Origin of the sequence: Actinokineospora spheciospongiae, from assembly GCF_003182415.1 — a bacterium.
GTDB lineage: Bacteria > Actinomycetota > Actinomycetes > Mycobacteriales > Pseudonocardiaceae > Actinokineospora > Actinokineospora spheciospongiae.
Genome location: NZ_QHCP01000014.1, coordinates 147,907 through 170,330, shown reverse-complemented (window position 1 = coordinate 170,330; position 22,424 = coordinate 147,907). Strand labels below are relative to the sequence as shown.

General features: G+C 72.6%; 24 protein-coding genes. 13 read left to right on the top strand and 11 right to left on the bottom strand.

Features of this window, described 5'->3' with window-relative positions; translation table 11 throughout:
• The first annotated feature begins 10 nt into the window (after positions 1-10).
• The 5 genes from rnc (at position 11) to DFQ13_RS28875 (ending at position 4,038) form a co-directional block, all read left to right on the top strand.
• Entirely contained in the window at positions 11-751 is a 741-nt protein-coding gene (gene rnc, locus DFQ13_RS28895) for a ribonuclease III (RefSeq protein WP_110082042.1), read from the top strand.
• The gene (gene mutM / locus DFQ13_RS28890; RefSeq protein WP_110082041.1) at positions 744-1,610 is read left to right on the top strand and encodes a bifunctional DNA-formamidopyrimidine glycosylase/DNA-(apurinic or apyrimidinic site) lyase; all 867 of its coding nucleotides are present in this window, start codon (positions 744-746) and stop codon (positions 1,608-1,610) included. The genes rnc and mutM overlap by 8 nt, the downstream gene beginning before the upstream one ends.
• Before the next feature lie 114 nt (positions 1,611-1,724).
• The gene (locus tag DFQ13_RS28885; protein WP_035284123.1) at positions 1,725-2,054 is read left to right on the top strand and encodes a PadR family transcriptional regulator; all 330 of its coding nucleotides are present in this window, start codon (positions 1,725-1,727) and stop codon (positions 2,052-2,054) included.
• Positions 2,051-3,283 carry a DUF1700 domain-containing protein gene (locus tag DFQ13_RS28880; protein WP_110082040.1) on the top strand — a complete coding sequence of 411 codons (1,233 nt, stop codon included), beginning with the start codon at positions 2,051-2,053 and terminating at the stop codon, positions 3,281-3,283. The genes DFQ13_RS28885 and DFQ13_RS28880 overlap by 4 nt, the downstream gene beginning before the upstream one ends.
• Positions 3,284-3,363: 80 nt before the next feature.
• On the top strand, positions 3,364-4,038 hold the full coding sequence (locus DFQ13_RS28875) for a response regulator (protein ID WP_035284129.1): 675 nt from the start codon (positions 3,364-3,366) through the stop codon (positions 4,036-4,038).
• 49 nt (positions 4,039-4,087) lie between these two features.
• On the opposite strand, the gene DFQ13_RS28870 is transcribed toward DFQ13_RS28875, so the two are convergent.
• The gene (locus DFQ13_RS28870; protein ID WP_407643225.1) at positions 4,088-4,657 is read right to left on the bottom strand and encodes an HD domain-containing protein; all 570 of its coding nucleotides are present in this window, start codon (positions 4,655-4,657) and stop codon (positions 4,088-4,090) included.
• A 7-nt stretch (positions 4,658-4,664) separates the two neighbouring features.
• A complete protein-coding gene (locus DFQ13_RS28865) occupies positions 4,665-5,783 on the bottom strand; it encodes a helix-turn-helix domain-containing protein (RefSeq protein WP_110082038.1) in 1,119 nt (372 codons plus the stop codon).
• A gap of 91 nt (positions 5,784-5,874) precedes the next feature.
• Here DFQ13_RS28865 and DFQ13_RS28860 point away from each other — a divergent pair, with 91 nt between their 5' ends.
• From DFQ13_RS28860 to DFQ13_RS28850, 3 genes are all read left to right on the top strand, one after another.
• Positions 5,875-6,306 (top strand): hypothetical protein, encoded by a 432-nt coding sequence (locus DFQ13_RS28860; RefSeq protein WP_146241384.1) that lies wholly within the window; start codon positions 5,875-5,877, stop codon positions 6,304-6,306.
• A gap of 70 nt (positions 6,307-6,376) precedes the next feature.
• Positions 6,377-6,856: a glycine-rich domain-containing protein gene (locus DFQ13_RS28855; RefSeq protein ID WP_110082036.1), complete on the top strand. Its 480-nt coding sequence runs from the start codon at positions 6,377-6,379 to the stop codon at positions 6,854-6,856.
• A gap of 14 nt (positions 6,857-6,870) precedes the next feature.
• Positions 6,871-7,773: a phosphotransferase family protein gene (locus DFQ13_RS28850; protein WP_110082035.1), complete on the top strand. Its 903-nt coding sequence runs from the start codon at positions 6,871-6,873 to the stop codon at positions 7,771-7,773.
• Positions 7,774-7,778: 5 nt separating this feature from the next.
• On the opposite strand, the gene smc is transcribed toward DFQ13_RS28850, so the two are convergent.
• The 4 genes from smc to DFQ13_RS28830 form a co-directional block, all read right to left on the bottom strand.
• Positions 7,779-11,579, bottom strand: a complete 3,801-nt coding sequence (gene smc, locus DFQ13_RS28845; protein WP_110082034.1) for a chromosome segregation protein SMC — start codon at positions 11,577-11,579, stop codon at positions 7,779-7,781.
• A 94-nt stretch (positions 11,580-11,673) separates the two neighbouring features.
• Positions 11,674-12,321 (bottom strand): anti-sigma factor family protein, encoded by a 648-nt coding sequence (locus DFQ13_RS28840; protein WP_146241383.1) that lies wholly within the window; start codon positions 12,319-12,321, stop codon positions 11,674-11,676.
• Positions 12,318-12,833, bottom strand: coding sequence for a sigma-70 family RNA polymerase sigma factor (locus DFQ13_RS28835; RefSeq protein WP_233438615.1), 516 nt, complete (start codon positions 12,831-12,833; stop codon positions 12,318-12,320). The genes DFQ13_RS28840 and DFQ13_RS28835 overlap by 4 nt, the downstream gene beginning before the upstream one ends.
• Before the next feature lie 32 nt (positions 12,834-12,865).
• Entirely contained in the window at positions 12,866-13,159 is a 294-nt protein-coding gene (locus tag DFQ13_RS28830) for an acylphosphatase (protein ID WP_219994690.1), read from the bottom strand.
• Positions 13,160-13,336: 177 nt separating this feature from the next.
• On the opposite strand from DFQ13_RS28830, the gene DFQ13_RS34180 reads away from it, so the two are divergent.
• Entirely contained in the window at positions 13,337-13,903 is a 567-nt protein-coding gene (locus tag DFQ13_RS34180; RefSeq protein ID WP_181400188.1) for a hypothetical protein, read from the top strand.
• A gap of 105 nt (positions 13,904-14,008) precedes the next feature.
• Positions 14,009-14,713 (top strand): CAP domain-containing protein, encoded by a 705-nt coding sequence (locus DFQ13_RS28820; protein WP_181400187.1) that lies wholly within the window; start codon positions 14,009-14,011, stop codon positions 14,711-14,713.
• 16 nt (positions 14,714-14,729) lie between these two features.
• Here the strand turns inward: DFQ13_RS28820 and DFQ13_RS28815 are convergent, their stop codons facing one another.
• From DFQ13_RS28815 to DFQ13_RS28805, 3 genes are all read right to left on the bottom strand, one after another.
• Entirely contained in the window at positions 14,730-15,323 is a 594-nt protein-coding gene (locus DFQ13_RS28815) for a maleylpyruvate isomerase N-terminal domain-containing protein (protein ID WP_219994689.1), read from the bottom strand.
• A gap of 39 nt (positions 15,324-15,362) precedes the next feature.
• A complete protein-coding gene (locus DFQ13_RS28810; protein ID WP_035284148.1) occupies positions 15,363-15,779 on the bottom strand; it encodes a hypothetical protein in 417 nt (138 codons plus the stop codon).
• A gap of 220 nt (positions 15,780-15,999) precedes the next feature.
• Positions 16,000-16,296, bottom strand: coding sequence for a GNAT family N-acetyltransferase (locus DFQ13_RS28805; protein WP_219994688.1), 297 nt, complete (start codon positions 16,294-16,296; stop codon positions 16,000-16,002).
• 65 nt (positions 16,297-16,361) lie between these two features.
• Between DFQ13_RS28805 and DFQ13_RS28800 the strand changes: the two genes are divergently transcribed.
• Positions 16,362-17,279, top strand: a complete 918-nt coding sequence (locus DFQ13_RS28800; RefSeq protein WP_146241382.1) for a GNAT family N-acetyltransferase — start codon at positions 16,362-16,364, stop codon at positions 17,277-17,279.
• Positions 17,280-17,288: 9 nt separating this feature from the next.
• Here DFQ13_RS28800 and DFQ13_RS28795 read toward each other — a convergent pair whose 3' ends face one another.
• Positions 17,289-18,827 (bottom strand): sodium:solute symporter, encoded by a 1,539-nt coding sequence (locus DFQ13_RS28795; protein ID WP_110082029.1) that lies wholly within the window; start codon positions 18,825-18,827, stop codon positions 17,289-17,291.
• The gene (locus tag DFQ13_RS28790; protein WP_110082028.1) at positions 18,814-20,010 is read right to left on the bottom strand and encodes an anhydro-N-acetylmuramic acid kinase; all 1,197 of its coding nucleotides are present in this window, start codon (positions 20,008-20,010) and stop codon (positions 18,814-18,816) included. The genes DFQ13_RS28795 and DFQ13_RS28790 overlap by 14 nt, the downstream gene beginning before the upstream one ends.
• Before the next feature lie 137 nt (positions 20,011-20,147).
• Here DFQ13_RS28790 and ftsY point away from each other — a divergent pair, with 137 nt between their 5' ends.
• Positions 20,148-21,566: a signal recognition particle-docking protein FtsY gene (ftsY, locus tag DFQ13_RS28785; RefSeq protein WP_110082027.1), complete on the top strand. Its 1,419-nt coding sequence runs from the start codon at positions 20,148-20,150 to the stop codon at positions 21,564-21,566.
• A 91-nt stretch (positions 21,567-21,657) separates the two neighbouring features.
• Positions 21,658-22,341 (top strand): LuxR C-terminal-related transcriptional regulator, encoded by a 684-nt coding sequence (locus tag DFQ13_RS28780; protein WP_110082026.1) that lies wholly within the window; start codon positions 21,658-21,660, stop codon positions 22,339-22,341.
• The last annotated feature ends 83 nt before the right edge of the window (positions 22,342-22,424 follow it).

The following is a 22,424-nucleotide window of genomic DNA, read 5'->3' as shown; positions in this document are numbered from 1 at the left end:
AGAACCAGGCATGGGGGCCAAGGCGTCCCGCGGGCCCACCGCGGAGCCTGAGACGCTGCTCGACGCGCTCGGCGTCCAACTGGACGCCGAGCTGCTCGTGCTCGCCCTGACCCACCGCTCGTACGCGTACGAGAACGGGGGCCTGCCCCCGAACGAGCGGTTGGAGTTCCTGGGTGACGCGGTGCTCGGCCTGGTGGTGACCGACCACCTCTACCGCACCCACCCGGACCTCCCCGAGGGCCAGTTGGCGAAGCTGCGGGCCAGCGTGGTCAACATGCACGCGCTGGCCGGGGTCGCCCGCGGCCTCGGCCCCGGCGGCCTCGGCGCGCACCTGCTGCTGGGCAAGGGCGAGGAGCTGACCGGCGGCCGGGACAAGGCGAGCATCCTCGCCGACGGCATGGAGGCGGTCATCGGCGCGGTGTACCTGGAGCACGGGATCGACACCGCCCGCCGGGTCGTGCACAAGCACTTCGACCCGCTGCTGGCCGAGGCCCCGCTGCGCGGCGCCGGTCTGGACTGGAAGACCAGCCTGCAGGAGCTGACGGCGTCGGCGGGCCTGGGCGTCCCGGAGTACCGGGTGCGCGAAGAGGGCCCGGACCACCGCAAGGAGTTCACCGCCATCGTCGTGGTGAACGGCCAGGGCTACGGCAACGGCGACGGCCGCACCAAGAAGGAAGCCGAGCAGAAGGCCGCCGAGGCGGCCTGGCGCGAGCTGACCGAGAAGATCTCCTCGGCCGGGGACGGTGCCTGAGCTCCCCGAGGTCGAGGTCGTCCGCCGCGGCCTGCGCGACCACGTCGTGGGCAGGCACATCGCGCAGGTGGACGTCTTCCACCCGCGCGCCATCCGCAGGCACGTCCCCGGCGCGGTCGACTTCGCCGCCCGGCTGGTCGGGCACTCGTTCACCGACGCCCGCCGCCGTGGCAAGTACCTGTGGGTCGACCTCAGCTCGGGCGAGGCGGTGCTGGCCCACCTGGGGATGAGCGGCCAGATGCTGGTCCAACCCGTGGGCGCCCCCGACGAAAAGCACCTGCGGGTGCGCGTCTCCTTCGCCGACGACGGCCCCGAGCTGCGCTTCGTCGACCAGCGCACCTTCGGCGGCCTGTCCGTGGAGGGGGTCACCGAGGTCGACGGCGTGTCGCTGCCCACCCCGGTCGCCCACATCGCCCGCGACCCGATGGACCCCGACTTCGACCCGGTGGCGGCGGTCGCCGCGCTGCGGCGCAGGCGGACCGAGGTCAAGCGCGCCCTGCTGGACCAGACCGTGGTCTCCGGCATCGGCAACATCTACGCCGACGAGGCGCTCTGGCTGGCCCGGCTGCACTGGGCCCGCCCCGCCGACGGGCTGAGCAGGGCCAAGGCGGCGGAGCTGCTGACCGCCGCCACCGACGTGATGGACCAGGCCCTCCGGGCGGGCGGCACCTCGTTCGACGCCCTGTACGTCAACGTCAACGGCCAGTCCGGTTACTTCGACCGGTCGCTGAACGCCTACGGCCGGGAGGGCGAGCCCTGCCCCCGCTGCGGCAGGCCGATCCGCCGCGAGCCGTTCATGAACCGCTCCTCGTTCTCCTGCCCCCGGTGCCAGCCGCACCCGCCAGGCTTCCAGCTCTGACCTGCTCGATTCCACAGCCCTGAGCTGCACTTCGTCAGCTTCGCTGTTCCGCGCCTTGCGCGGTAGTGCGCTTTGCGCAATAGTGTTCCTAGCGCGATACCGGGGAGGGGATCGATGGACACGAGCCAGTTGCTCAAGGGGGTACTGGACCTCGCTGTGCTCGCCGTGCTCCAGGACGAGGACGGCTACGGCTACGACGTGCTGCGCAGGCTGCGCGGCGGCGGCATGGGGGAGGTGGGCGACGCCTCCGTCTACGGGACGCTGCGGCGGCTCTACAAGGCGGGCCTGCTCACGTCCTACGTGGTGCCCAGCGACGAGGGACCGCACCGCAAGTACTACGGGATGAACGACGCGGGCCGGTCGCGCCTGGTCGAGTCGGAGAAGGCGTGGCGCGCCTTCCAGGAGACGTTGGACGCGATTCTGCGGAAGGGGGCGGCGGCGTGAACGGCGAGATCGACACCCGCCCGGGACTGGAGGACTACCTCACCGAGGTGCGGTCGGCGCTGTCCGACCTCCCCGCCGACGAGGTCGCCGAGATCATGGAGGACGTCGAACCCAACGTCTACGAGGTCTACGGCGAAACCGGTTCCCTCCCGGCGCTCACCGCCCGCCTGGGCACCCCGCAGTCCTACGCCGACGAACTCCGCGCGGCGGGCGACTACCCGCCGCCCCCGGCACCGGCCCCGCGCGGGACGGGCCGCGCCTTCCTGGCCAGGTACGTCCTGTGGATCACCGGACTGACCCTCGTGGTGGCCCTGATCACCGGGATCGCGGTGGAGAACCGCTACGAACCGGAGCGGTTCGCCGTGCTGTTCGTCGTCGTCCTCGCGCTGCTCCCGGCGCTGTGGCTGCTGCACTCCCGGCGGGTGGGCCGCGCGGACGTCGAGGCGCTGGCCGAGTACCAGGCCGCGCGCCGGGCGGGCCGCTCCGCCGTCGAGGCGGTGCCCGCGCACATCACGGCGTACCTGCGCGGCCTGCAACCCGCGTGGTGGCTGGTGCGCATCGTGCTGCTCGCCGTGGCGCTGGTGGCGGCCCTGATGATCCGCTCCGGTGGCTTCGTCCTGCTCGGCGTCGTCGTGGCGATCCTGCTGTGGGCGGGTCCGCGCGTGCGCCACGACCGCCGCTGGCTGCCGGTCGTCCTGGCCGCCAACGCGTTCACCGTGGGCGTCGCCATCGCCCTCGCCCTGTCGGTCTTCTCCGACGCGGAAGCCTCGTCCAACCCGTACCGGTACGGGTACGCGGGCTACTCCGCCTCCGGCCTCACCTACGACGGCAGCTCGGTCGCCAACCTGTACGCGGTGGACGCCCAGGGCAAGCCCATCCCGGTGTTCTACCTCTACGACCAGGACGGCACCCCACTCCGCTCGTACAGCTCGACCTGCAACTCCCAGGGCGGCCTGCACTCCGAAGACATGACCAACCGGTACCCGCAGCCCGAGGTCGACTACGGCCAGTACGGCTGCGTCGAGAGCACGACCATGCCGTTCGTGCCCCTGCCCCCGGTCGCGGCCCCGAGCCCCACACCCACCGCGCCGACCGGGCCGACCACCCCGTCGGTGTCCCCGGCGCCGACCCTGCCGCCGTCCGCCGCGCCGACCACCACCCCACCACCCGCGACCACCACCCCGTCGGCGCCCGCCGCGCAGCCGCCGACACCACCGACCACCGGGTAGGGGAGACCCGGCGGCAGGGGGGCCGGGAGCGGGAGCGGGCGTCGGGGGCCCGCTCCCGCTCCTGCGTCTACCGTGTCTACGTGACCCGAGTGCTGGTGGTGGACGACGAACCGCAGATCGTGCGGGCACTGCGCATCAACCTCACCGCCCACGGGTACGAGGTCGTCACCGCGGCCGACGGCGCCGCCGCCCTGCGCGCCGCCGCCGAACGCCACCCCGACGTGGTGGTCCTCGACCTGGGCCTGCCCGACCTCGACGGGGTGGAGGTCATCGAGGGCCTGCGCGGCTGGACCACCGTCCCCATCCTCGTCCTGTCAGCCAGGGTCGACAGCGGCGACAAGGTCGCCGCCCTGGACGCGGGCGCCGACGACTACGTCACCAAGCCGTTCGGGATGGACGAACTCCTGGCCCGCCTGCGCGCCGCCGTGCGCCGCGCCGCGCCGGTGGCGGACGAACCGGTGGTGCGCACCGCGTCGTTCACGGTGGACCTGGCGGCCCGGAAGGTGTCACGGGCAGGCGCGGAGGTCCACCTGACACCGACGGAGTGGGGATTGCTGGAACTGCTGGCCCGCAACCGGGGCAAGCTGGTCCCGCAGCGCCAACTGCTGCGCGAGGTCTGGGGCCCGGGGTACGAGTCGGAAACGCACTACCTGCGCGTGTACCTGGCCCAACTGCGGCGCAAGCTGGAGGACGACCCCGGCGCACCCCGACACCTGATCACCGAGGCGGGGATGGGCTACCGGCTGGAGGTCTGACCTGGCCCCGCGTTGTGCGGCCGATCCTCCTGCGCATGTGGTGAGCGGATCAGCGCTCGCGCCAGGCCAGAGACGACACGGTGAGCGCCGCCTCAGCGATGCGGCGCCCGGTGGCCGTGGTCAAACCCGCCCGCGCGGAGTCGATCCAGCCATCGACCCGTTGGACACCGGTGTCGCGGTACTCGACGGCTTGCAGCAGCATCTCCAGTTTGTCCGCGTCGGCCGCGCAGCGCGCCTCCGGGGAATCCCGCGCCTCGTACTCGTCCACGGCCGTGCGCACCAGCTCGCGGGCGGTGTCCGGCAGGTCGGCGGTCTGGTCGGCGGTGATGTGCCGGGGATCGGGCTTGGTGAGGTAGCCCTTCACCGTGTGGGGCAGGTCCCCGGTGCGGGTCTCCTGCGTGTCGTGCCACAGTCCCAGGAACGCCGCCCGTGCGGGGTCGGCTCCCTCCGCCACGGCGATCAGCGCCGCGAGCTGGGCCACCCGGGCGGTGTGCTCGCCGACGGACTCCGGATCGCGGACCCCGACGTGCCACCACCCGCTACGTCGAATGCGCTTGAGAACGCCGAGTTCGTAACCGAAGGCGGCCACTGCGGCGGCATCGGTGGTCTGGTCGGACACGGTTCTCCTACCGTTCGGCGATGCGCAAAGCATAGTGCAAGCCCGTGACTTGACTGTGGCCCATGCGCGTCAAAGGGCCAGCGGAAGCCACGCGGTCCAAGGCTTCGGCGAGCGGCTGGCGAATGGTGGCCGCATCAGTGAGCAGTGTGGGTCGGGAGGCTACCAGCGCGTGAATCGTATGCAGGTTCAGTGGTAAGTGCAGGGAAGTGGGGACCAGACGCTCGGTGAGGTGGTGTAGCAGTCTTGCCCCAGACCAGAGGTGGGTGTCGATGTCACGCATGAAGTCGTCGCTGTTTTGCTCGCGGGGCGATTCGCCGATCCAGTGTGCCCAGTAGTTCAAGTTCGCTGTCTCCGCTGTCGTGTTGGCGGTGACGGTGAGGAAGTCGTGCAGGCTGCTCTCATCACCGGTCGATGCCAGGGCGACCGACGCGGACCGGGCTTCCATCAGGGTGGTGATGTCCCCGTCCGGCGACAACTTGCGGCCTGCCCTTTGCCACTCTTCCCGGAGCCAGTCCACGATGTGCGGCCGATCGTCGAAGCTGAGCAGGTATACGGCTTGCCTGCGCAGCAGTGCGTCTTCCGGACGTCTGCCCTGTTCGGCCACGGTGATCAGGTGGTCGAACAACCGTCGGATCTCTTCGGCCGAAAGATGTGGCTGCCGTGCACCAGGCCCACGTCGTGGGACCTTTGGTATGAACTCGGTGAAGTGGGGCGGTGGCTTGCCGGTCAGCGGCCAAGTGATCAGGTTGGTCAGGCTGCGGCGGTGCACCTGCGTTGCCAAGGGGTGCATGTCCGGCTCGATCCAGGCATCCGCAGCCGTGATCCCGGTGGCCAAGACCAGATCGGCTTCCAGTGCCTCTCTCAGGTGCCGTCGAGTGGAAGGTGGCGCTCCCAGGTGGATGAGTCGGTCACCGAGTCGGAAGAAGTCCCCGGCGGGCATCGCAGCGAGGGGGCGCCGCCCGGATTCCCAACTCTGCAAGGTGGTCACGTCCACACCCAACGACTCAGCCAGTCGTTCTTGGGTGAGACCTGCGGTTCGGCGGGCCAGTTGGAATACGAAACCTGAAATGACGCCGGTGGATCGCGAACCCTGACTGCTGGTCAGGGTTGTTGGGCTCTTCCACATCCTCGCAGCCTCCCGTGCCCCGGAAGTCAGGGGCGCACTTGTACTCCCGGTCGGTTTTCATTGCTGTCGAGTGATCGTAGCGTCACTTCCTGTGAACAGAGCTGAGAAAAATGGCCGAATTCGCCTGGTCAACATCCTCAGGCAGCCCTCGACGGCTGTGCAGGATTCAGTTTTGTCACCGGTCGGGCTCTTGGTGGTTGCACGCACCGGGCGTGTGAGCACTGACGAGGCGACGGCGGCTTTTCCCCAGTTGATGCGCCTGACCACAGTGCCAGACGTCGGGTGGGTGTTCCTGCCGCCGCCGGTGGCGGACGGCCACTCGGCTGAGGCCCACGGTGTGCGCACGTGGCCTGATGGATCGGTGGACGCGATCCGGGTGCACCACGACACCGATGCCGCCGCACTGCGCTGCGACCGCGAGGGCGAGATCACCTGGGAGTGGGGCGGGGATCTGAACGAGGTCATCGACGGGTTGTTGACGCTGCCCGCTCACGGTGGCTGCCCTGCTCCCTTCCGGTCGTAGTGCACCTGGTTCCGCAGATGCCTTGACTCTCCGCGCTGACCGGCGCGGCGACGAAATCGGAGGAGTTCACGTGATCGCTGTTGAAGAAGTTCAGCGCACCACAGGCCGATCGCTGATCGATGACGGCCTGTTCGACCGACTGGTCCGCCGGATCGGTGCGGAGGAGAAGATGGACCGCAGCCTCGCCGAGCGGGTTGTGGACCAAGCCCTCGCCTTCCTCGCCGCGTGCGCGGTCAACACCGCTGACCCGCTGGCGCCAAGTGAGTTGGTGGACATCGGGTGGCACACGTTCATCCTGCACACGCGGGACTACGCCCAGTTCTGCCAGCGCATCGCAGGCCGCTTCATCCACCACGTGCCGACGAGCGAGCACGACCACGATGCCGATGGGGACAATGCGCGTGCCACTCTGGTACGCACCGTGGAAGCCATCGAGCGCACTGGCTTGGCCCTCGACCAGGACCTCTGGTCCACTTCGGGGTTGAAGTGCCAGAAGTGCAGCGGTTGCCACAACGGTTGTCATGACGATCCACCGCCGCCACCCGCATAGTCCAGAGGAAGACAATGGCCAGTTGCCCCTGGGGCCAGTTGCCCCTGGCGGTTCGCACCGCGATCGAGGAAGCCACCGGGAAGGTCCTGCACACCGAGACCTCCCCGGCAGGCCGCAACTCCGACTTCTCGGCCGTGCTGCACTCGTCAGGCGGGAGGGTGTTCTGCAAGGGGATCGCGGGTTCCCAGAGCAAACGCGGGCGTATGCACCGCCATGAAGCGGACATCAACCCATGGTTGCCCGGGGCGGTCGCACCGGCACTGCGGTGGCGGGCCGAGGCCGATGGGTGGCTGCTGCTCGGGTTCGACCCTGTGTCCGGGCGGCATGCCGACCTGACCCCCGGGTCGCCGGACCTCGTGGCCGTGGCCGACGTGATGACCGCCCTGACCGATGAACTGGCCCACTGCCCGGCCGAGGCGCCCCGCCTCGCCGAGCAGTGGGCCAGGTTGGCCGCGTGGCGCAGGCTCGCCGTGGACATCCCCGACGAACTCGACGGCTGGGCCAAGGCGCGCCTCGACTCACTCATCGACTGGGAGTCGCGCGCGATCGAATTGGTCGACGGCGACGACCTCGCCCACACGGACCTGCACCCGCTGAACATCCTCGTCGACGACGGCGGCGCGAAGGTGGTGGACTGGGCGTGGTCGCGCAAGGCCGACGCCGCCGTGGACGTGGCCTTCCTGATTGCCCGGCTGATCGACGCCGGGCATTCGGTCCCCGCTGCCGAGCGGTGGGCCGAGGCGGTGCCGGTGTGGCGCGCGACGCCCCCGGGAACCCGCACCGCGTTCGCTGTGGCGATCGCGGGCATCTGGGCATTCCTGCAACAGGAGCAGCCATTGGCGCATCGCGCCGCTCTGACCGCCGCCGCGTGCTCGTGGGCACGCCACCGGCTCGACGGCACGGGATCGGGTGACTGAGCGGGCTATTCCCCTCGGGCAGCGGATGGCCGGCTCTGCTCTGCCGCCGGTGTCGCCTCGTCGGGGGCTGCCTGTGGTTCGGGGGGAGCCTGGGAATCGTTGATCGGCTCGGCGGGCCCAATAGTGTCGGGGTCGGCCGGGGCTTCGGCCGCTTCGGCTGCTGCCTGGGCCGCTTCCGCCGCTGCCTGTTCCGCCTTCGCCTTGGCGGCGGTGATGTGGGCGGGGGCGGGGCGGGATTCGTTGAGGCGCTGGGAGATGACCTGGGTGATGCCGTCGCCGCGCATGCTGACGCCGTAGAGGGCGTCGGCGATTTCCATGGTGGGTTTCTGGTGGGTGATGATGATGAGCTGGCTGCTGGCGCGCAGTTGTTCCAGGAGGCCGATGAGGCGGCGCATGTTGGTGTCGTCCAGGGCGGCCTCGACCTCGTCCATCACGTAGAACGGTGAGGGGCGGGCGCGGAAGATGGCGACCAGCATGGCCACGGCCACCAGGGACTTCTCGCCGCCGGAGAGCAGGGACAGGCGCTTGACCTTCTTGCCGGGTGGGCGGGCCTCGACGTCGACGCCGGTGGCGAGCATGTCGTCCGGTTCGGTGAGGATCATGCGGCCCTCGCCGCCGGGGAACAGGACGTCGAAGACCGTTTCGAATTCCCTGGCGACGTCGAAGTAGGCGGAGGTGAAGACCTCCAGGATCTTGTCGTCGACCTCCTTGATGACGGTGAGGAGGTCGCGGCGGGTGGCCTTGAGGTCTTCGAGCTGGGTGGAGAGGAACCGGTAGCGCTCCTCCAGGGCGGCGAACTCCTCCAGGGCCAGCGGGTTGACCTTGCCCAGCAGGGTCAGGTCGCGCTCGGCGCGCTTGGCGCGGCGGGCCTGGGTGTCGCGGTCGTACGGTGTGGACGGTGGGGTGGAGACCTCCTCGCCGCGTTCGCGGGCCGCCTCGTACTCGGCCAGTTCGGCGGGCGACGGCGGGACCGCGACGTCCGGGCCGTACTCGGCGACCAGGTCGTCGAGGCCGATGCCGAACGTCTCGGCGATCTTGACCTCAAGCTGCTCCAGGCGCAGGCGCTGCTCGGCGCGCAGGACCTCGTCGCGGTGCACGGCGTCGACGAGCTTCTCCAGTTCCGACGACAGTTCGCGGACCTTGGCCCGGACGTCGGTGAGGACCCGTTCGCGCTCGGCCCGCTGCGCCTGCACCACGTCGCGCTCCTCGGCGGCGCGGGCCAGCGACAGCGCGATGCGCTCCAGGGCCAGTTCGCCGCCGTCGACCACGGCCTGCGCCACGGTCGCGCCGCGCTGCCGGGCGGCCATCGCGCGGGCGGCGCGCTCCCTGGCCTCGCGTTCGGCGCGGGCGGCGCGGCGGAGCTGGTCGGCCTTGCCCTGCAGGGCGCGGTGGCGCTCCTCGGCGGTGCGCAGCGTCAGCCGCGCCTCCATCTCCTCCTGCCGCGACGAGGCCAGCGCGCCCGCGTACTCGTCGCGCTCGGCGGAGTCCGGTTCGTCGTCGACCTGCTCGTCCTGCGCGACCGCGAGGCGTTCCTCCAGGTCGGCGAGCTTGGCCAGCGCGTCCTCCCGGGTGGCCTCGACCTTGCCGCGCTGGGTCAGGGCCCGCTCCACCTCGGCTTCGGCCGAGCGGACGACCTGGCGCAGCCGGTTGAGCCGCTCCGACGACCGGGCCGCGCGGACCTTCGCGTCGTTCATCAGCTCCTTGACCGCGTTCACGTCCTCGCGGCGGGCCTGCTGCTCGGCGCGGGCGCCCTCCAGCGCCGCCGCCGAGTGCTCCAGCGACCGTTCCGCCGCGGCCAGCTTGCCGTTGGCCTCGTCCACCGCGGCCTGCACCTCGATGACGCTCTGCGCCCGCTCCGAACCGCCGATCGCCCAGTGCGCGCCCAGCAGGTCGCCCTCGCCGGTCACCGCCCGCACCTGCGGGTGCTCGGCGACCAGGGCCCGCGCCGACGGCAGCGCCTCCACCACGGCCACCAGGTCCAGCGCCCGGTGCACCGCGGGCAGCAGCGCCTCGGGCGCCTGGACCAGGTCGACCGCCCAGCGCGCCCCCGGCGGCAGCACCGGCCACCCGGACCGGTCGACGGTGAACGCGCCGCCGACGAGCAGACCGGCCCGGCCCGCGTCCCCGGCGCGCAGCATCCGCAGCGCCTCCACCGCCCCGTCCGGGTCGGCGACGGCGACCGCGTCGGCCACCGGGCCCAGGGCGGCGGCCAGGGCGGCCTCCGACCCCGGTTCCACGGTCAGCAGCGCGGCCACCGACCCGAGCAGCCCGGGCAGGCGGTCGGCGGCGGCGAGCAGCGCGCCCGCGCCGTCCTTGCGGGCCAACCCCAGCGACAGCGCGTCGACCCTGGCCCTCCACGAGGCGATGTCGCGCTCGGCCTGCCGCTCGGCCCGGACCAGCTCGTCCACCCTGGCCCTGGCGGCGTCACCCGCTTCGACCGCCCGCTGGTGGCGCTCGGCGAGCCCGGCGTCGTCGGTGTCCTCGACCTCGGTGCCCGCCTGCTCCTCGGCCAGTTCCTCGGCGGCGACCTCCGCGCGCTCGCGGGCCTCGCCGAGGGCCACCGACAGCCGCTCGATCTCCTCGCCGGTCGCGTTCGCCTTGCTGCGCAACGCCTCCACCTGACCGGAGAGCCGGGCCAGGCCCTCGCGCCGGTCGGCGATCGCGCGGACCGCGGCCAGGTGCGCCTTCTCCGCCGCCTGCACCATCCGCTCCAGCTCGGCGCGGCGCTCGGTGGACTCGGCCAGGGTGTAGCGGGCCTCGGCGACGGCCTCGAACAGCTCGGCCTCGCGCATGGCCGTGTGCTCGGCCTCCTCCTCCAGCTCCTCCGGGTCGCGCCCGCCGCGCGGGGCCTCGCCCGCCGCCGACAGGTGCCGGGCGCGCTCGACGGCCAGGCGGACCGTGCCGCGCAGCCGCTCCTCCAGCGCGGAGAGCCGGTACCAGGTCTCCTGGGCGGCGGCGAGCTTCGGCGCGTCGACCGCCAGGTGCTCCTCCAGCTCGGCCTGCCGGGCGTGGCCGATCTCCAGGGCCTGCTCGACCTCGGCGCGCTTGCGCCGGGCGGTGGCCTCGTCGGCCTCGTCGCGGGCGATGTCGGCGCGCTGGGTGACCAGGTCGTCGGCGTGCAGGCGCAGCCGGGCGTCGCGCAGCTCCGACTGCACCGACTGGGCCTTGCGGGCGATCTCGGCCTGCTTGCCCAGCGGCTTGAGCTGGCGGCGCAGCTCGGCGGTGAGGTCGGTGAGCCGGGTGAGGTTGGCCTGCATCGCGTCGAGCTTGCGGATGGCCTTCTCTTTGCGCTTGCGGTGCTTGAGGACGCCCGCTGCCTCCTCGATGAACGCGCGGCGCTCCTCGGGCTTGGACTCCAGGATGGCGCTGAGCTGGCCCTGGCCGACGATGACGTGCATCTCCCGGCCGATGCCGGAGTCGCTGAGCAGTTCCTGCACGTCCATCAACCGGCAGCCGTTGCCGTTGATCTCGTACTCGCTGGCGCCGTCGCGGAACATCCGGCGGGTGATGGACACCTCGGCGAACTCGATCGGCAGCGCGCCGTCGGCGTTGTCGATGGTCAGCGTCACCTCGGCGCGGCCGAGCGGGGCGCGGCCCGCGGTGCCCGCGAAGATGACGTCCTCCATCTTGCCGCCGCGCAGGCCCTTGGCGCTGCCCTCGCCCATCACCCAGCGCAGCGCGTCGAGCACGTTGGACTTGCCGGACCCGTTGGGGCCGACGACGCAGGTGATCCCCGGCTCGAACTTCAGCGTCGTCGCCGAGGCGAAGGACTTGAACCCCTTCAGCGTCAGGCTCTTGAGGTGCACTGGGCGGGACCCTCCAGGTTACCGACTGCTGCCGCGATCCGGGTGAGACTACCCGGGCCCCGGGGCGCGGTCCCCCAGGTGGGGGCCCGCGCGGTCAGGCGGGCGCGGGCACGTCGACCAGCACGATGTCGTCGTCGGTCACCACCTCGACCCGGCTGATGCTGGACCGGCCGATGGAGGTGCTGCCCGGGATCTCCTCGTCCTGCCCGCCGCTGCCCCACCAGCCCGCCACCTCGCGGTTGCCGTCGCGGCCGCGCACCACCAGCTTGCACGGCTTGCCCGGCGGCACGTCGTGCAGCTTGATCTTGACCTCGGTGCCCCAGGAGCGGTCGATGAGCCGCACGTCCGCGCGGACCCCGCTGGCCGAGTCGGTCGCCGACCAGCTCACCGACGGCGGGGCCGACGTCGGTTCCGGGCGCAGCACCTCGAAGCCCACGACCCCGGCGGCGGCCAGCACGACCACCGCCGCGGCCGCGCTGAGCAGCACCTTCCGCTTCGCCCAGACCCCGCGGCGCGGCTCCGGCTCCGGGACGACCAGCAGGTCGGCCTCGGTGGGCTCCACGGCGTCCTCGAAGTCCTCCACGCGCACCCGGTGCAGCAGGCCCGGCAGCGGCGAGAGCCGCACCAGCTCGCCGCGGCAGGAATCGCACCGGTGCAGGTGCGCCTCGAAGTCGGCGCGCTCGGCCGGGTCCAGCGCGCCGAGCAGGTAGGCGCCGAGGGACATCGTCTTCGTACAGGTCACAGCTCCGTCACCCCCCGCTCCTCCAGGGCGTCGCGCAGGGCGCGCAACGCGTAGAACGACCTCGACTTGACCGTGCCCGGCGGCACCCCCAGCACCTTCGCCGCCTCCGCCACGGTCCGCCGCCGGTAGAACAGCTCGGCGATGACGTTGCGGTGGTCGCGCGAGAGCGCCCGCATCGCCTCGGCCACCTGCCAGCCCTGCAGGACCTGCTCGAACTCGTCCCCGGCGCGCGGCCAGTCCTTGTCCTCGATCGGCACCTCGGCGACCCGGGCCCGCTGCCTGCGGTAGCCGGTGATCACCAGGTTCCGGGCCACCGTGTACAGCCACGGCCCGGCCTTGTCGGCCTCCAGCGTCCCGGCGTTGCGCCAGGCGCGCAGCAGCGTCTCCTGCACCACGTCCTCGGCGCGCTGGTGGTCGCCGCCCACCGCGCGCAGCGCGTAGCCCAGCAGCGGCCGCCGGTAGCGGTCGTAGAGCTCGCGGACGAAGACGTCGTCCTCCTCGGGGGTGGGCACGTCCGGCATTACGCCGTCCGCCGCCCCCCGGTTCACCGCTCGACGAAACCGACCAGGTCGCCCTTGACCGCGCCCCACTGCTCCACCACCACCTCGACCGACCCCGGCGACCGGCCCGACCGCAGCGCGGCAAGCAGCTCCTCGCAGCGCGCCCGGGTGCCCTCGGCCACCACCTCGACCCTGCCGTCGGCGGTGTTGCGGGCCCAGCCGACCAACCCCAGCTCCAGCGCGCGGGACCGGGTCCACCACCGGAAGCCGACGCCCTGCACGGTGCCGCGCACCCACGCCGTCACCCGCACATCCGGTTCCCCGGCCACCTCGGACACCCCGCTATCGTGCCGTGCACCAGACCCGTCGCCCGCCCGCGCCCGGGAGGGGAGTTTTGTCGTCGGGTGATACGTTACCGCGTCGTGACGTGCGTCCCGACCGCGATCCGGCGCACCGCCGGGCCGCGGGGTGGGGCTGGGAGCCTGCACCGGAAGTCCAGGAAGGGTTAACGGTTCATGTCTGATCCGATCGACCGGGCCGAGGTGGCCCCGCCCGAGGACCGGCCCGGCCTGCGCCGCTCGTCCTACGCCATCCTCGGCGTCTCCGGTGTGGTGCTCTCCACCGTGTTCGCCGCCGTGGCCGCGTTCGCCAACGGCGAGGGCGGCCAGTCGGTCCCCACGCGGGTGAACGAGGAGGTCCAGGTCGGCACGTCGCGCACCACCGGTTCGACGCCGACCACCGCGAGCAGCACCACCGCGGCCACCGAGACCAGCGCGCCGACCTCCGGCACGACCACCACCGAGGCGGGCGCGTCGACCTCCGGCACCACCACGACCACCACCCGCAAGAGCAGCTCCAACCAGCAGCCGCCCCCGCAGGGCGGCGGCGGTGGGGGAGGCGGTGGTGGCGGTGGCAACACACCTCCCCCCGGCGGAGGCGGTGGCGGCGGTGGTGGTGGCGGTGGGGGCGGCACGCCTCCCACCACGCAACCCACCACGACCAAGCCGACCCCGCCCCCGGTGACGACAACCACGCCGCCGCAGACCACCGACCCCACTCCGCCGTCCTCCAGCGCGGGCTGAGCACCAATCCGGTTGCGCCACTCGGCGTAGCGGTGGCGTCACTCGACAGTGGTACGTTGCCAAACCGTGACACAACGTCGGGGACGATCCGCCTTACTCCCGGCCGTGCTCGTGGCCCTCGCGGTGGGGGCGGGCACGGCCGGGGTGACCACGGTGCTGGGCCTCGCGCCCGGCGCCGGTGCGGGCGCGGACCGGAGTGACGAGGTCGCCCTCGGCCTCTCCGCCCAGCGCATCGTGATCCCCCCGCAGGACGCCCCCACCCCGGTCGACGCCCCCTCGGGCAACGGCGGCGGCCCACCGGACAGGCCGGAGAACCCCGGAACGGGTTCCCCGGCGCCCAGTTCCACCACCGCGCCGCCACCCGAGACCCCGCCCAGCTCGGACCCGCCGCCCCCACCGCCCGCCACCACCACGACCGAGGCCCCGCCCACGACCCGCGCCGCCAAGGCGGACGCCCGGGTGCTGGCCCTGGTCAACGACGAGCGCGCCACGGCGGGCTGCGACCCGCTGGCACCCGACGACCGGCTCACCGCCGCCGCGCAGGCGCACGCGGTCGACATGTCGGCCAACGACTACTTCTCCCACGTCAGCCAGGACGGCCGCTCGTTCGTCGACCGGTCGAGGGCCACGGGGCACCCCGACCCGGCGGCGGAGAACATCGCCAAGGGGCAGCGCACGGCCGAGGACGTCATGCGGGCGTGGATGGACTCACCGGGCCACCGCGCCAACATCCTCGACTGCGACCTCAAGACCCTCGGCGTCGGCTTCACCGCCGAGGGCCACTACTGGGTGCAGGACTTCGGCCGCTGAGCCCGGCCGGGCTGCCCTACGGCATCGTCCCGTCCCACTCGTCGAGCGGCGCGCAGTGCCAGCGCCACCGGTCGAGCCTCGGGTGCCCGGGCAGCGCGGTGCGGCCGTTGGCCCACAGCAGCGTCCGCCACGGGTCGGCGCCGGTGGGCGCCCACGGGAAGATCCGCTCCAGGACCGGCGTGACCAGTTCGGCGGGCGGAGCGAAGTCCACACCCAGGGCCGCGGCGGCGTCCCCGGTGTGCACCAGGAGTTCGTCCCCCGCCATGGCCGCGAAGCCGGAGGCGTCGGCGGAACCGAACGGGTGGAGGCCGCGCAGCCCCGGCGGCGCCGCGTCGACCAGCAGGGCGAGCATCCGGCCGTAGGTGTCCAGCGCCCGCAGCAACTCACCGGGCGGGCCGTCCGGGGGCAGCTTGACCTGCGCGACGGACAGTTCCGCCGCCCCCGCCAAGAAGTCCGCCGAGTACCAGAGCAGCGTCTCGCCGACGTGCGCCACCAGTTGCCCGGTCGACAGCTCCACCGCCTCGCCAGGCCGAGCCCAGTCGCCGCCGGTGTGCCCGGCCAGGAAGTCGCGGCAGCACTCGACCGCCGAACGCAGAATCGCCCCGTCCACGCACGCAGCATGGCCGGGGCGATCCCGTTCGGGCAACCGTCAGGCGACGTGCCTGCGGGTGGCCTGGAAGGTCAGCACCGCGCCGACCGTCGACACGATCGCGGCGACCAGGCCCAGGAACAGCCCGACCCCGGCGCTCACCACGCCCATGTAGTCGTCGTCGCTCAGGGTGACCCAGCGCAGCAGGATGAACAGCACGGACACGCCCGCCAGCACCAGCCAGATCAGCGGCAGGTTCTTGACCGCGGTGCCGAAGTGCGTGGCGAGCAGCAGCCCGGCCGCGACCACCAGCAGCAGCACCGGCAGCCAGGCGAGGAGCCCGGAGTTCCACGCGCTCGCGCTGAAGAAGGCGGAGATCGAGACCCAGGGCAGGAAGCTGAAGATGAAGGCGGCGGCGCCCGCGCCGATCCCCATCCACTCGACGGGGGTGACGTTCTTGGGGTCGAAACTGGCCATGTGGAGGCCTTCCTTGGGCACGACCGGGGTCGGATCGGTGTCCGTCCGGATGGGACTGTCTGAGGTCGCACAAGTATCGGGCCGATCGGCCGACAATCAAGTCACAAGACCGTCTCGGACCCGTGGGTGTGCCCGGATGGGCGACGGAACCGGCGCGACCGGCCCCACCGGTCACCCTGCGCGGGGGGCCGGTCGCACGGTGTCGACGCGGTGTCGGTGCTCAGGCGTCCACGACGAGGTCCGCGTACTCCGGGTGCTTGTCGACCCAGCCGCGGAGGAACGGGCAGTACAGGCGGGCGGGTGTGCCCTCCGCTCGGAGGTGGTCGAGCACCGCCCTGGCCAGCGCGCCGCCCACGCCCCGGCCAGCGAAGCCGTCGGACACCTGGGTGTGCATGAGCACGATGGCGTCGTCGAGCCGGTGGTACTGGACGTACCCGGCCACCTCGCCGTCGGCCACGCCCTCGAAGCGGTGGCCGTCGGTGTCCTCGCGCAGCTCCAGGTCGATCTTGTCCGCCACTGCCGTTCCTGCCCCTCGGGTTAATTTGCTCGCTTTCCGACACCGCCAGCGTTCACGATTCCGGTATGTATGTCATCCGTCTCGCGGTTCCCGCCGATGAAGCCGCGGTGGTCGACCTGGTCACCAGGTTGCAGGGCGATCCGGAACAGCTCATCGGCTACCACGGCACCACGGCGGCGGAGGTCGCCGACGAACTCGCGGGCCTGCGCCCGGACTGGTCGTCGGGTGCGGTCGTGGCCGTTGACGACCACGGCGGCGTCCGCGGGGTGCTCAGCGTCGACGCCGACCCCGAGGTGGGCCGGGCCTGGCTGCTCGGCCCGTTCGTCGACCTCCCCGAGGGCCACCCGGCCGAGCGCCAGGCCTGGCACAACACCGCCGACGACCTCGTGGACGCGGCCCTGGCGCTGCCCCGGCTGACCGACGTGGTCGACCTGGAGCTGTACGGGCACCGCAGGCACCGGCGGCTGGCCGACCTCGCCGCCCGGCACGGCTTCGACCCCATGGGCGCCAGCCGCGTGTTCACCCTCACCGGCCAGGCGCTGCGCTCGGTACTGGTGTGCGCGGTGCCCGACGGCGGCGAGCCCCGGCTGCTCGGCGGCGACCAGACGACTGTCGACGGCGTCGCCGCCCTGCACGAGCGCTGCTTCCCCAACCGCACCGTCACCGGCCGCCAGCTCGTGCACGGCGACCGGGGGCACACCGTGGTCGTGCAGACCGGGGTCGACGGCGTCCTGGGCTACGCGGCGGGCTTCGCGCAGGAGGACGAGCTCTACATCGACTACGTGGCGGTGGACCCGGAGGTGCGCGGGGTCGGCACCGGCCGGGCGCTGGTCGGTGCCCTGCTGCGCGCCCTCGCCGCCGAGCACGGTGCCCGCCCGCGGGCGGCGGCGGTGATCGCGCTCGGCAACGACGCCTCCGAGCGCATGTTCACCGCACTCGGGTTCGACCTGCACCTGGAACTGGTGAGCTACCGGCGCAAGTAGCCCACCCGGTCAGGTGGGCGTGGCGGGGTGCTCCTCCTCGGCCCACCGGGCGGGTTCCCGGTGGCGCAGGGACAGCAGGCCGCCCACCACCAGGGTCACCAGCACCCCCAGCGGGGTGTACCAGGGGAACGCCAGGGCCACCGACTCCTTGGTGGCCTTGGCGAAGTCCACCCCCAGGAAGGCGCCGGAGCGGCTGAACTTCAGGCCCAGGATCACGAACGCCATCACCGCGACCGTCACCACGAACGCCGCGATCGCGTCGGCCTGGCGGGTCTTGCGCACCCACAGCCCCAGCAGGAACGCGCCCAGCAGCGCGCCGTAGGTGTAGCCGGTGATCGCCAGCGCGGTTTCCACGATCGGGTTCTTGGTGGTGGTGAACAGGGACGCGAAGACGATCAGGGCGCCCGCCCAGACGATGGTCCAGACGCGTCCCTGCTTGAGCAGTTCCGCGTCGGAGAGCTTGCGGCGCACCACCTTCTGGTACACGTCGGTCACCGTGGAGGAGGCCAGGGCGCCCAGGGAGGAGCTGAGCGCGGCCGCCAGGATGCCCGCGATCACGAAGCCGGACAGGCCGCTGGGCAGCTCGGTGACGATGAAGTGGGCGAACAGCTCGTCGTTGGTGCCCAGGCCGAGGTCGCCGACCGGGTCGACGCCTCGGTAGAACGACCACAGCATCGTGCCGATGAACAGGAACAGCGCGAACTGGAAGAACACCACGACCCCGCTGGCGACGAGCGCCTTCTGACTGGCGCGCACGTCGTTGCAGGCCATCAGCCGCTGCACGATGAGCTGGTCGGCGCCGTGGCTGGCCATGGACAGGACCGCGCCGCCGAGGACGGCGGTGACGAACGAGTACGGGTTGGACAGCGGGCTGGAAGCGAAGTCCAACAGGGAGAACTTGCCCGCGTCGAAGGCCGAGGAGAACCAGCCGTCGGGCAGCTTGCCCATCAGCACCAGGATCACCGCTAGCCCGCCCAGGACGTACCAGAGCATCTGGATGGCATCGACCCAGATCACCGCGCGCACGCCGCCGAAGAACGTGTAGACGACCATCGCCACGCCCAGCGCCGCCACGATGAGCAGGTAGGAGGCGTCCAGGCCGTAGGCGGCGAGCACCACCTTGATCGGGATCGCGGTGGCGAACAGCCGCACCCCGTCGGCCAGCAGGCGGGTGAACAGGAACGTCACCGACGCCGTGCCCTGGAGCCCGGCGCCGAAGCGCCTGCCGAGGAAGTTGTAGGCCGTGGTCATGTTGCCCGCCACGTACCGGGGCAGCAGCACGAACGACACCACGACCCGGCCCAGGACGTAGCCGATCGCCAGTTGCAGGTAGGTGAACGCCCCCAGGTAGGCGACCGTCGGCACGCTGAGCACCGTCAGCGTGGAGGTCTCCGCCGACACCACCGACAGGCAGGCGACCCACCAGGAGATCCGGCCCTCGCCGACGAAGTAGTCCGCGCCGGAGCGCTGCCGCCCGGCGATCTTGATGCCCAGCAGGGGCATGCCGACCAGGAAGACCGCGATGATCGCGAGGTCAAGGGCGCGCACGGGGGCCTCCAGGGGGCTGCGGGGACAGGTGCAGGGACTCGGCGGTGCCGTCGAGCGGTTCCGGCCAGCGGGCCGGGTCGCGGCCGGGGGTGACGCTGCCGAGCACCCGGGCGCCGCCGCCGGTGCCCGCGTCGACCGGGACACCGTGCCAGGTCAGGAAACCCAGCAGGGCGGCCAGGTACGCCTCCTTGGCCTCGGCGGGCAGGCCCAGCGCGTCGGTGGTGGTCAGCTCGGCGGGAGCGAGCGCGGCGGCCAGGGCGGTCATCAGCGCCGGGTTGCGCACCCCGCCGCCGGAGGCGAGCACCCGCCTCGGCCGGTGCGGGGCGCACGCCTGGGCGACGGTGATCGCGGTCAGCGCGACGAGGGTGGCCAGCAGGTCGGCGTCGGCGACCGCGGGCACCCGGGCGAGCGCCGCGTCCAGGTAGCCGCCGTGGAAGTGCTCCTTGCCGGTCGACTTGGGCGCGGGCGCGGCGTAGTACGGGTCGGCGAGCAGCACGTCGAGCAGGTCGCGGCGGACGGTGCCGCGGGCGGCGAGGGCGCCGTCGGTGTCGCACGGGGTGCCGGTGCGGGCCAGCGCCGCCGCGTCGAGCAGCGCGTTCGCCGGGCCGGTGTCGAAGGCCAGGCCGCCCGCGGTGCTGTCAGTGGTGATGTTGGCGATGCCGCCGAGGTTCAGCGCGGCGGTGCCCGGCTCGGCCGCGAGCAGCAGCCGGTCGAGGACGCCCGCCAGCGGCGCCCCGTGCCCGCCCGCGGCGACGTCGCGGGCGCGCAGGTCCGACACCACCGGCAGCCCGGTGGCCTCGGCGATCCACGCGGGCTGCCCCAGTTGCAGCGTGCCGAGGCAGTCACCGCCGTCGACCCAGTGGTAGAGGGTCTGCCCCAGCGAGGCCACGAGGTCGACACCGAGGTCGACGCCGCTGTCGCCACCGCCGGTGAACCGCGCGGCGGCGGCGCCGAAGGCCTGGCCGACGCCGGTGTCGAGGCGGCAGAGGGTCCGCGCGTCGCACGGGTTCGGGGGCAGCGCGGCGAGCAGGTCGGCGCGCAACGCCTCCGGGTGGGGGACCTCGGCGTGCCGGACCGGGGACAGCTCCACCACCCCCGAGCGCAGCCGCAGGTCGGCCACGGCCACGTCGATGCCGTCCACCGACGTTCCGGAGATCATCCCGAGCACCCGCCGCCAACCCATGACCCTGTGGTCTATTGCACACCCCGAGCGCGCGCAAGGGTTTGGTTGGTGATTGACCAAATTGACGCTAAATCGGTTCTTATCCCACCGGGGGTGGCATCCCGGCCGCCCACCGGCCGGGATGCGAGGATGGCCCGGTGTCGAGCACCGTGATCATCATCCTGGTCGTCGTCGCTGTCGTGCTGCTCGCCGCCCTGGTCACCGGGGTCGTGCTGGCGCGCAGGCGGCGGATCACCCTGGACAAGCCCGAGGCCGTCGAGAAGCCGAAGGGCGGCGGCTACCAGGCGGGGGCGGGCATCAGCCTCGCCCCGGCCAAGCCGAAGGACGCCCCGCTCGCCCCGCCCGCGCACCCGGCCGGTGAGCGCACGGAGGTCGACGGCCAGCCCGGCGTCGGCGACGACGCCTCGGTGCCGCGCGACTCCGAGAAGCGCGGCATCGTCGACATCGCGCTCCCGGACGCGACCACCACCGGCACGCCCCCGACCGGCACCGCGCCCGTCGAGCCCGCCCCGGTCTCCTCCCTGCCCACGGACAAGCTCCCGGTGCAGGCCGAACCGGTCACCGAACAGTTGCCCGTCCAGGGCGAACCGCTGACCGAGCAGTTCCCCGCGCAGGACGAGATCGAGCCCACCGCGGGTCGCCTGGAGCGGCTGCGCGGGCGGCTCTCCCGCTCCCGGTCCACCCTCGGCCAGGGCCTGCTCGGCCTGCTCGGCGCCGGTGACCTCGACGAGGACTCCTGGACCGAGGTCGAGGACACCCTGCTGCTGGCCGACCTCGGCGCGCGCACCACCGCGGAGGTCGTCGAGCGGCTGCGCGCCGAACTGGTCTCCCGGGGCGTGCGCACCGCCGACGGCGCCCGCGCCCTGCTGCGCGAGGTCCTGGTCGACGCGCTGCGCCCCGACCTCGACCGCGCCGTGCGCGCCCTGCCGCACGGCGACGGCGACGCCAAGCAGCCCGCCGTGGTGCTGGTCGTCGGCGTCAACGGCACCGGCAAGACCACCACCACCGGCAAGCTCGCCCGCGTCCTGGTCGCCGACGGCCGCACGGTCGTGCTCGGCGCGGCCGACACCTTCCGCGCCGCCGCCGCCGACCAGTTGCAGACCTGGGCCGACCGGGTCGGCGCCGAGGTCGTGCGCGGCAAGGAGGGGGCCGACCCGGCGGCGGTCGCCTTCGACGCGGTCAAGCGCGGTCGCGCCGCCGCCGTCGACGCGGTGCTGGTCGACACCGCGGGCCGCCTGCACACCAAGGTCGGCCTGATGGACGAGCTGGGCAAGGTGAAGCGGGTGGTGCAGAAGCAGGCCGAGGTGGACGAGGTCCTGCTGGTGCTCGACGCCACCACCGGGCAGAACGGCCTCACCCAGGCCAGGGTCTTCGGCGAGGTCGTGGAGGTGACCGGCATCGTGCTGACCAAGCTCGACGGCACCGCCAAGGGCGGCATCGTCTTCCAGGTGCAGCGCGAGCTGGGCGTCCCGGTCAAGCTCGTCGGCCTCGGCGAGGGCCCCGACGACCTGGCCCCGTTCGAGCCGGTGGCCTTCGTCGACGCCCTGCTCGGCTGACCCGGCCGGGCGCCCGACCGTGCCCGGGACAGCGCCGCCGTCGACGGGGCACTGGTCAATGGGGCACCGGTCGATGGGGCACCGTGGGGGGATGGACCCGGTGCGCCTGTGGCTCGTCGACGACCACGAGCTGGTGACCGAGGCGCTGTCGATCCGCCTCGGCGCGTTCACCGACCTGTGGGTGCTCGGCCGCTGCGCCACCGACGACCCGAACCTGCTCGCCAGGGTCGAGCGGGGGCGGCCGAACGTGATCACCGTCGACCCGGACTCGGCCGGGGTCGACGAGGTCGAGCTGTTCACCTCGCTGCGGCTGGCCGCCCCCGGCGCCCGGCTGGTGGTGCTGTCCGGCCTCGACGACGCCGACCGGGTCGTGGCGGCGGCCCGGCTCGGCGCCGACGCCTGGGTGCCCAAGGAGTCCGGGGTCGCGGACCTGGTGCAGGTGCTGCGCGGGGTCTGCCGGGGCGAGGGGTGGTTCCCGCCGCGGCACCTCGGGGCCGTGCTGCGCGGCCTGCGCGAGGAGGTCAGCCGCTACCGCGAGGGCGGCGGGCCGCTCGCCGCGCTGACCGGCCGCGAGCGGCAGGTGCTGGTCAGCATGGTCGACGGGCTGCGCGGCACCGAGATCGCGGCCGAGTTGGGGCTCTCGGCGAACACGGTGCGTACACACACGCACTCCCTCTACCGCAAGCTCGGCGTCCACTCCCGCTTGGCGGCGGTCAGCACGGCCCGCGCGGCCGGACTACTACCGACACGACGTGATCCCCACCAGACAACGTAAGAAATCTCATCCTCTGGGCTGACCCCATGAGGAGGACGCCCGCCTACGCTCTGTGACAACAGTCGGGGGTTGTCGACAACGGG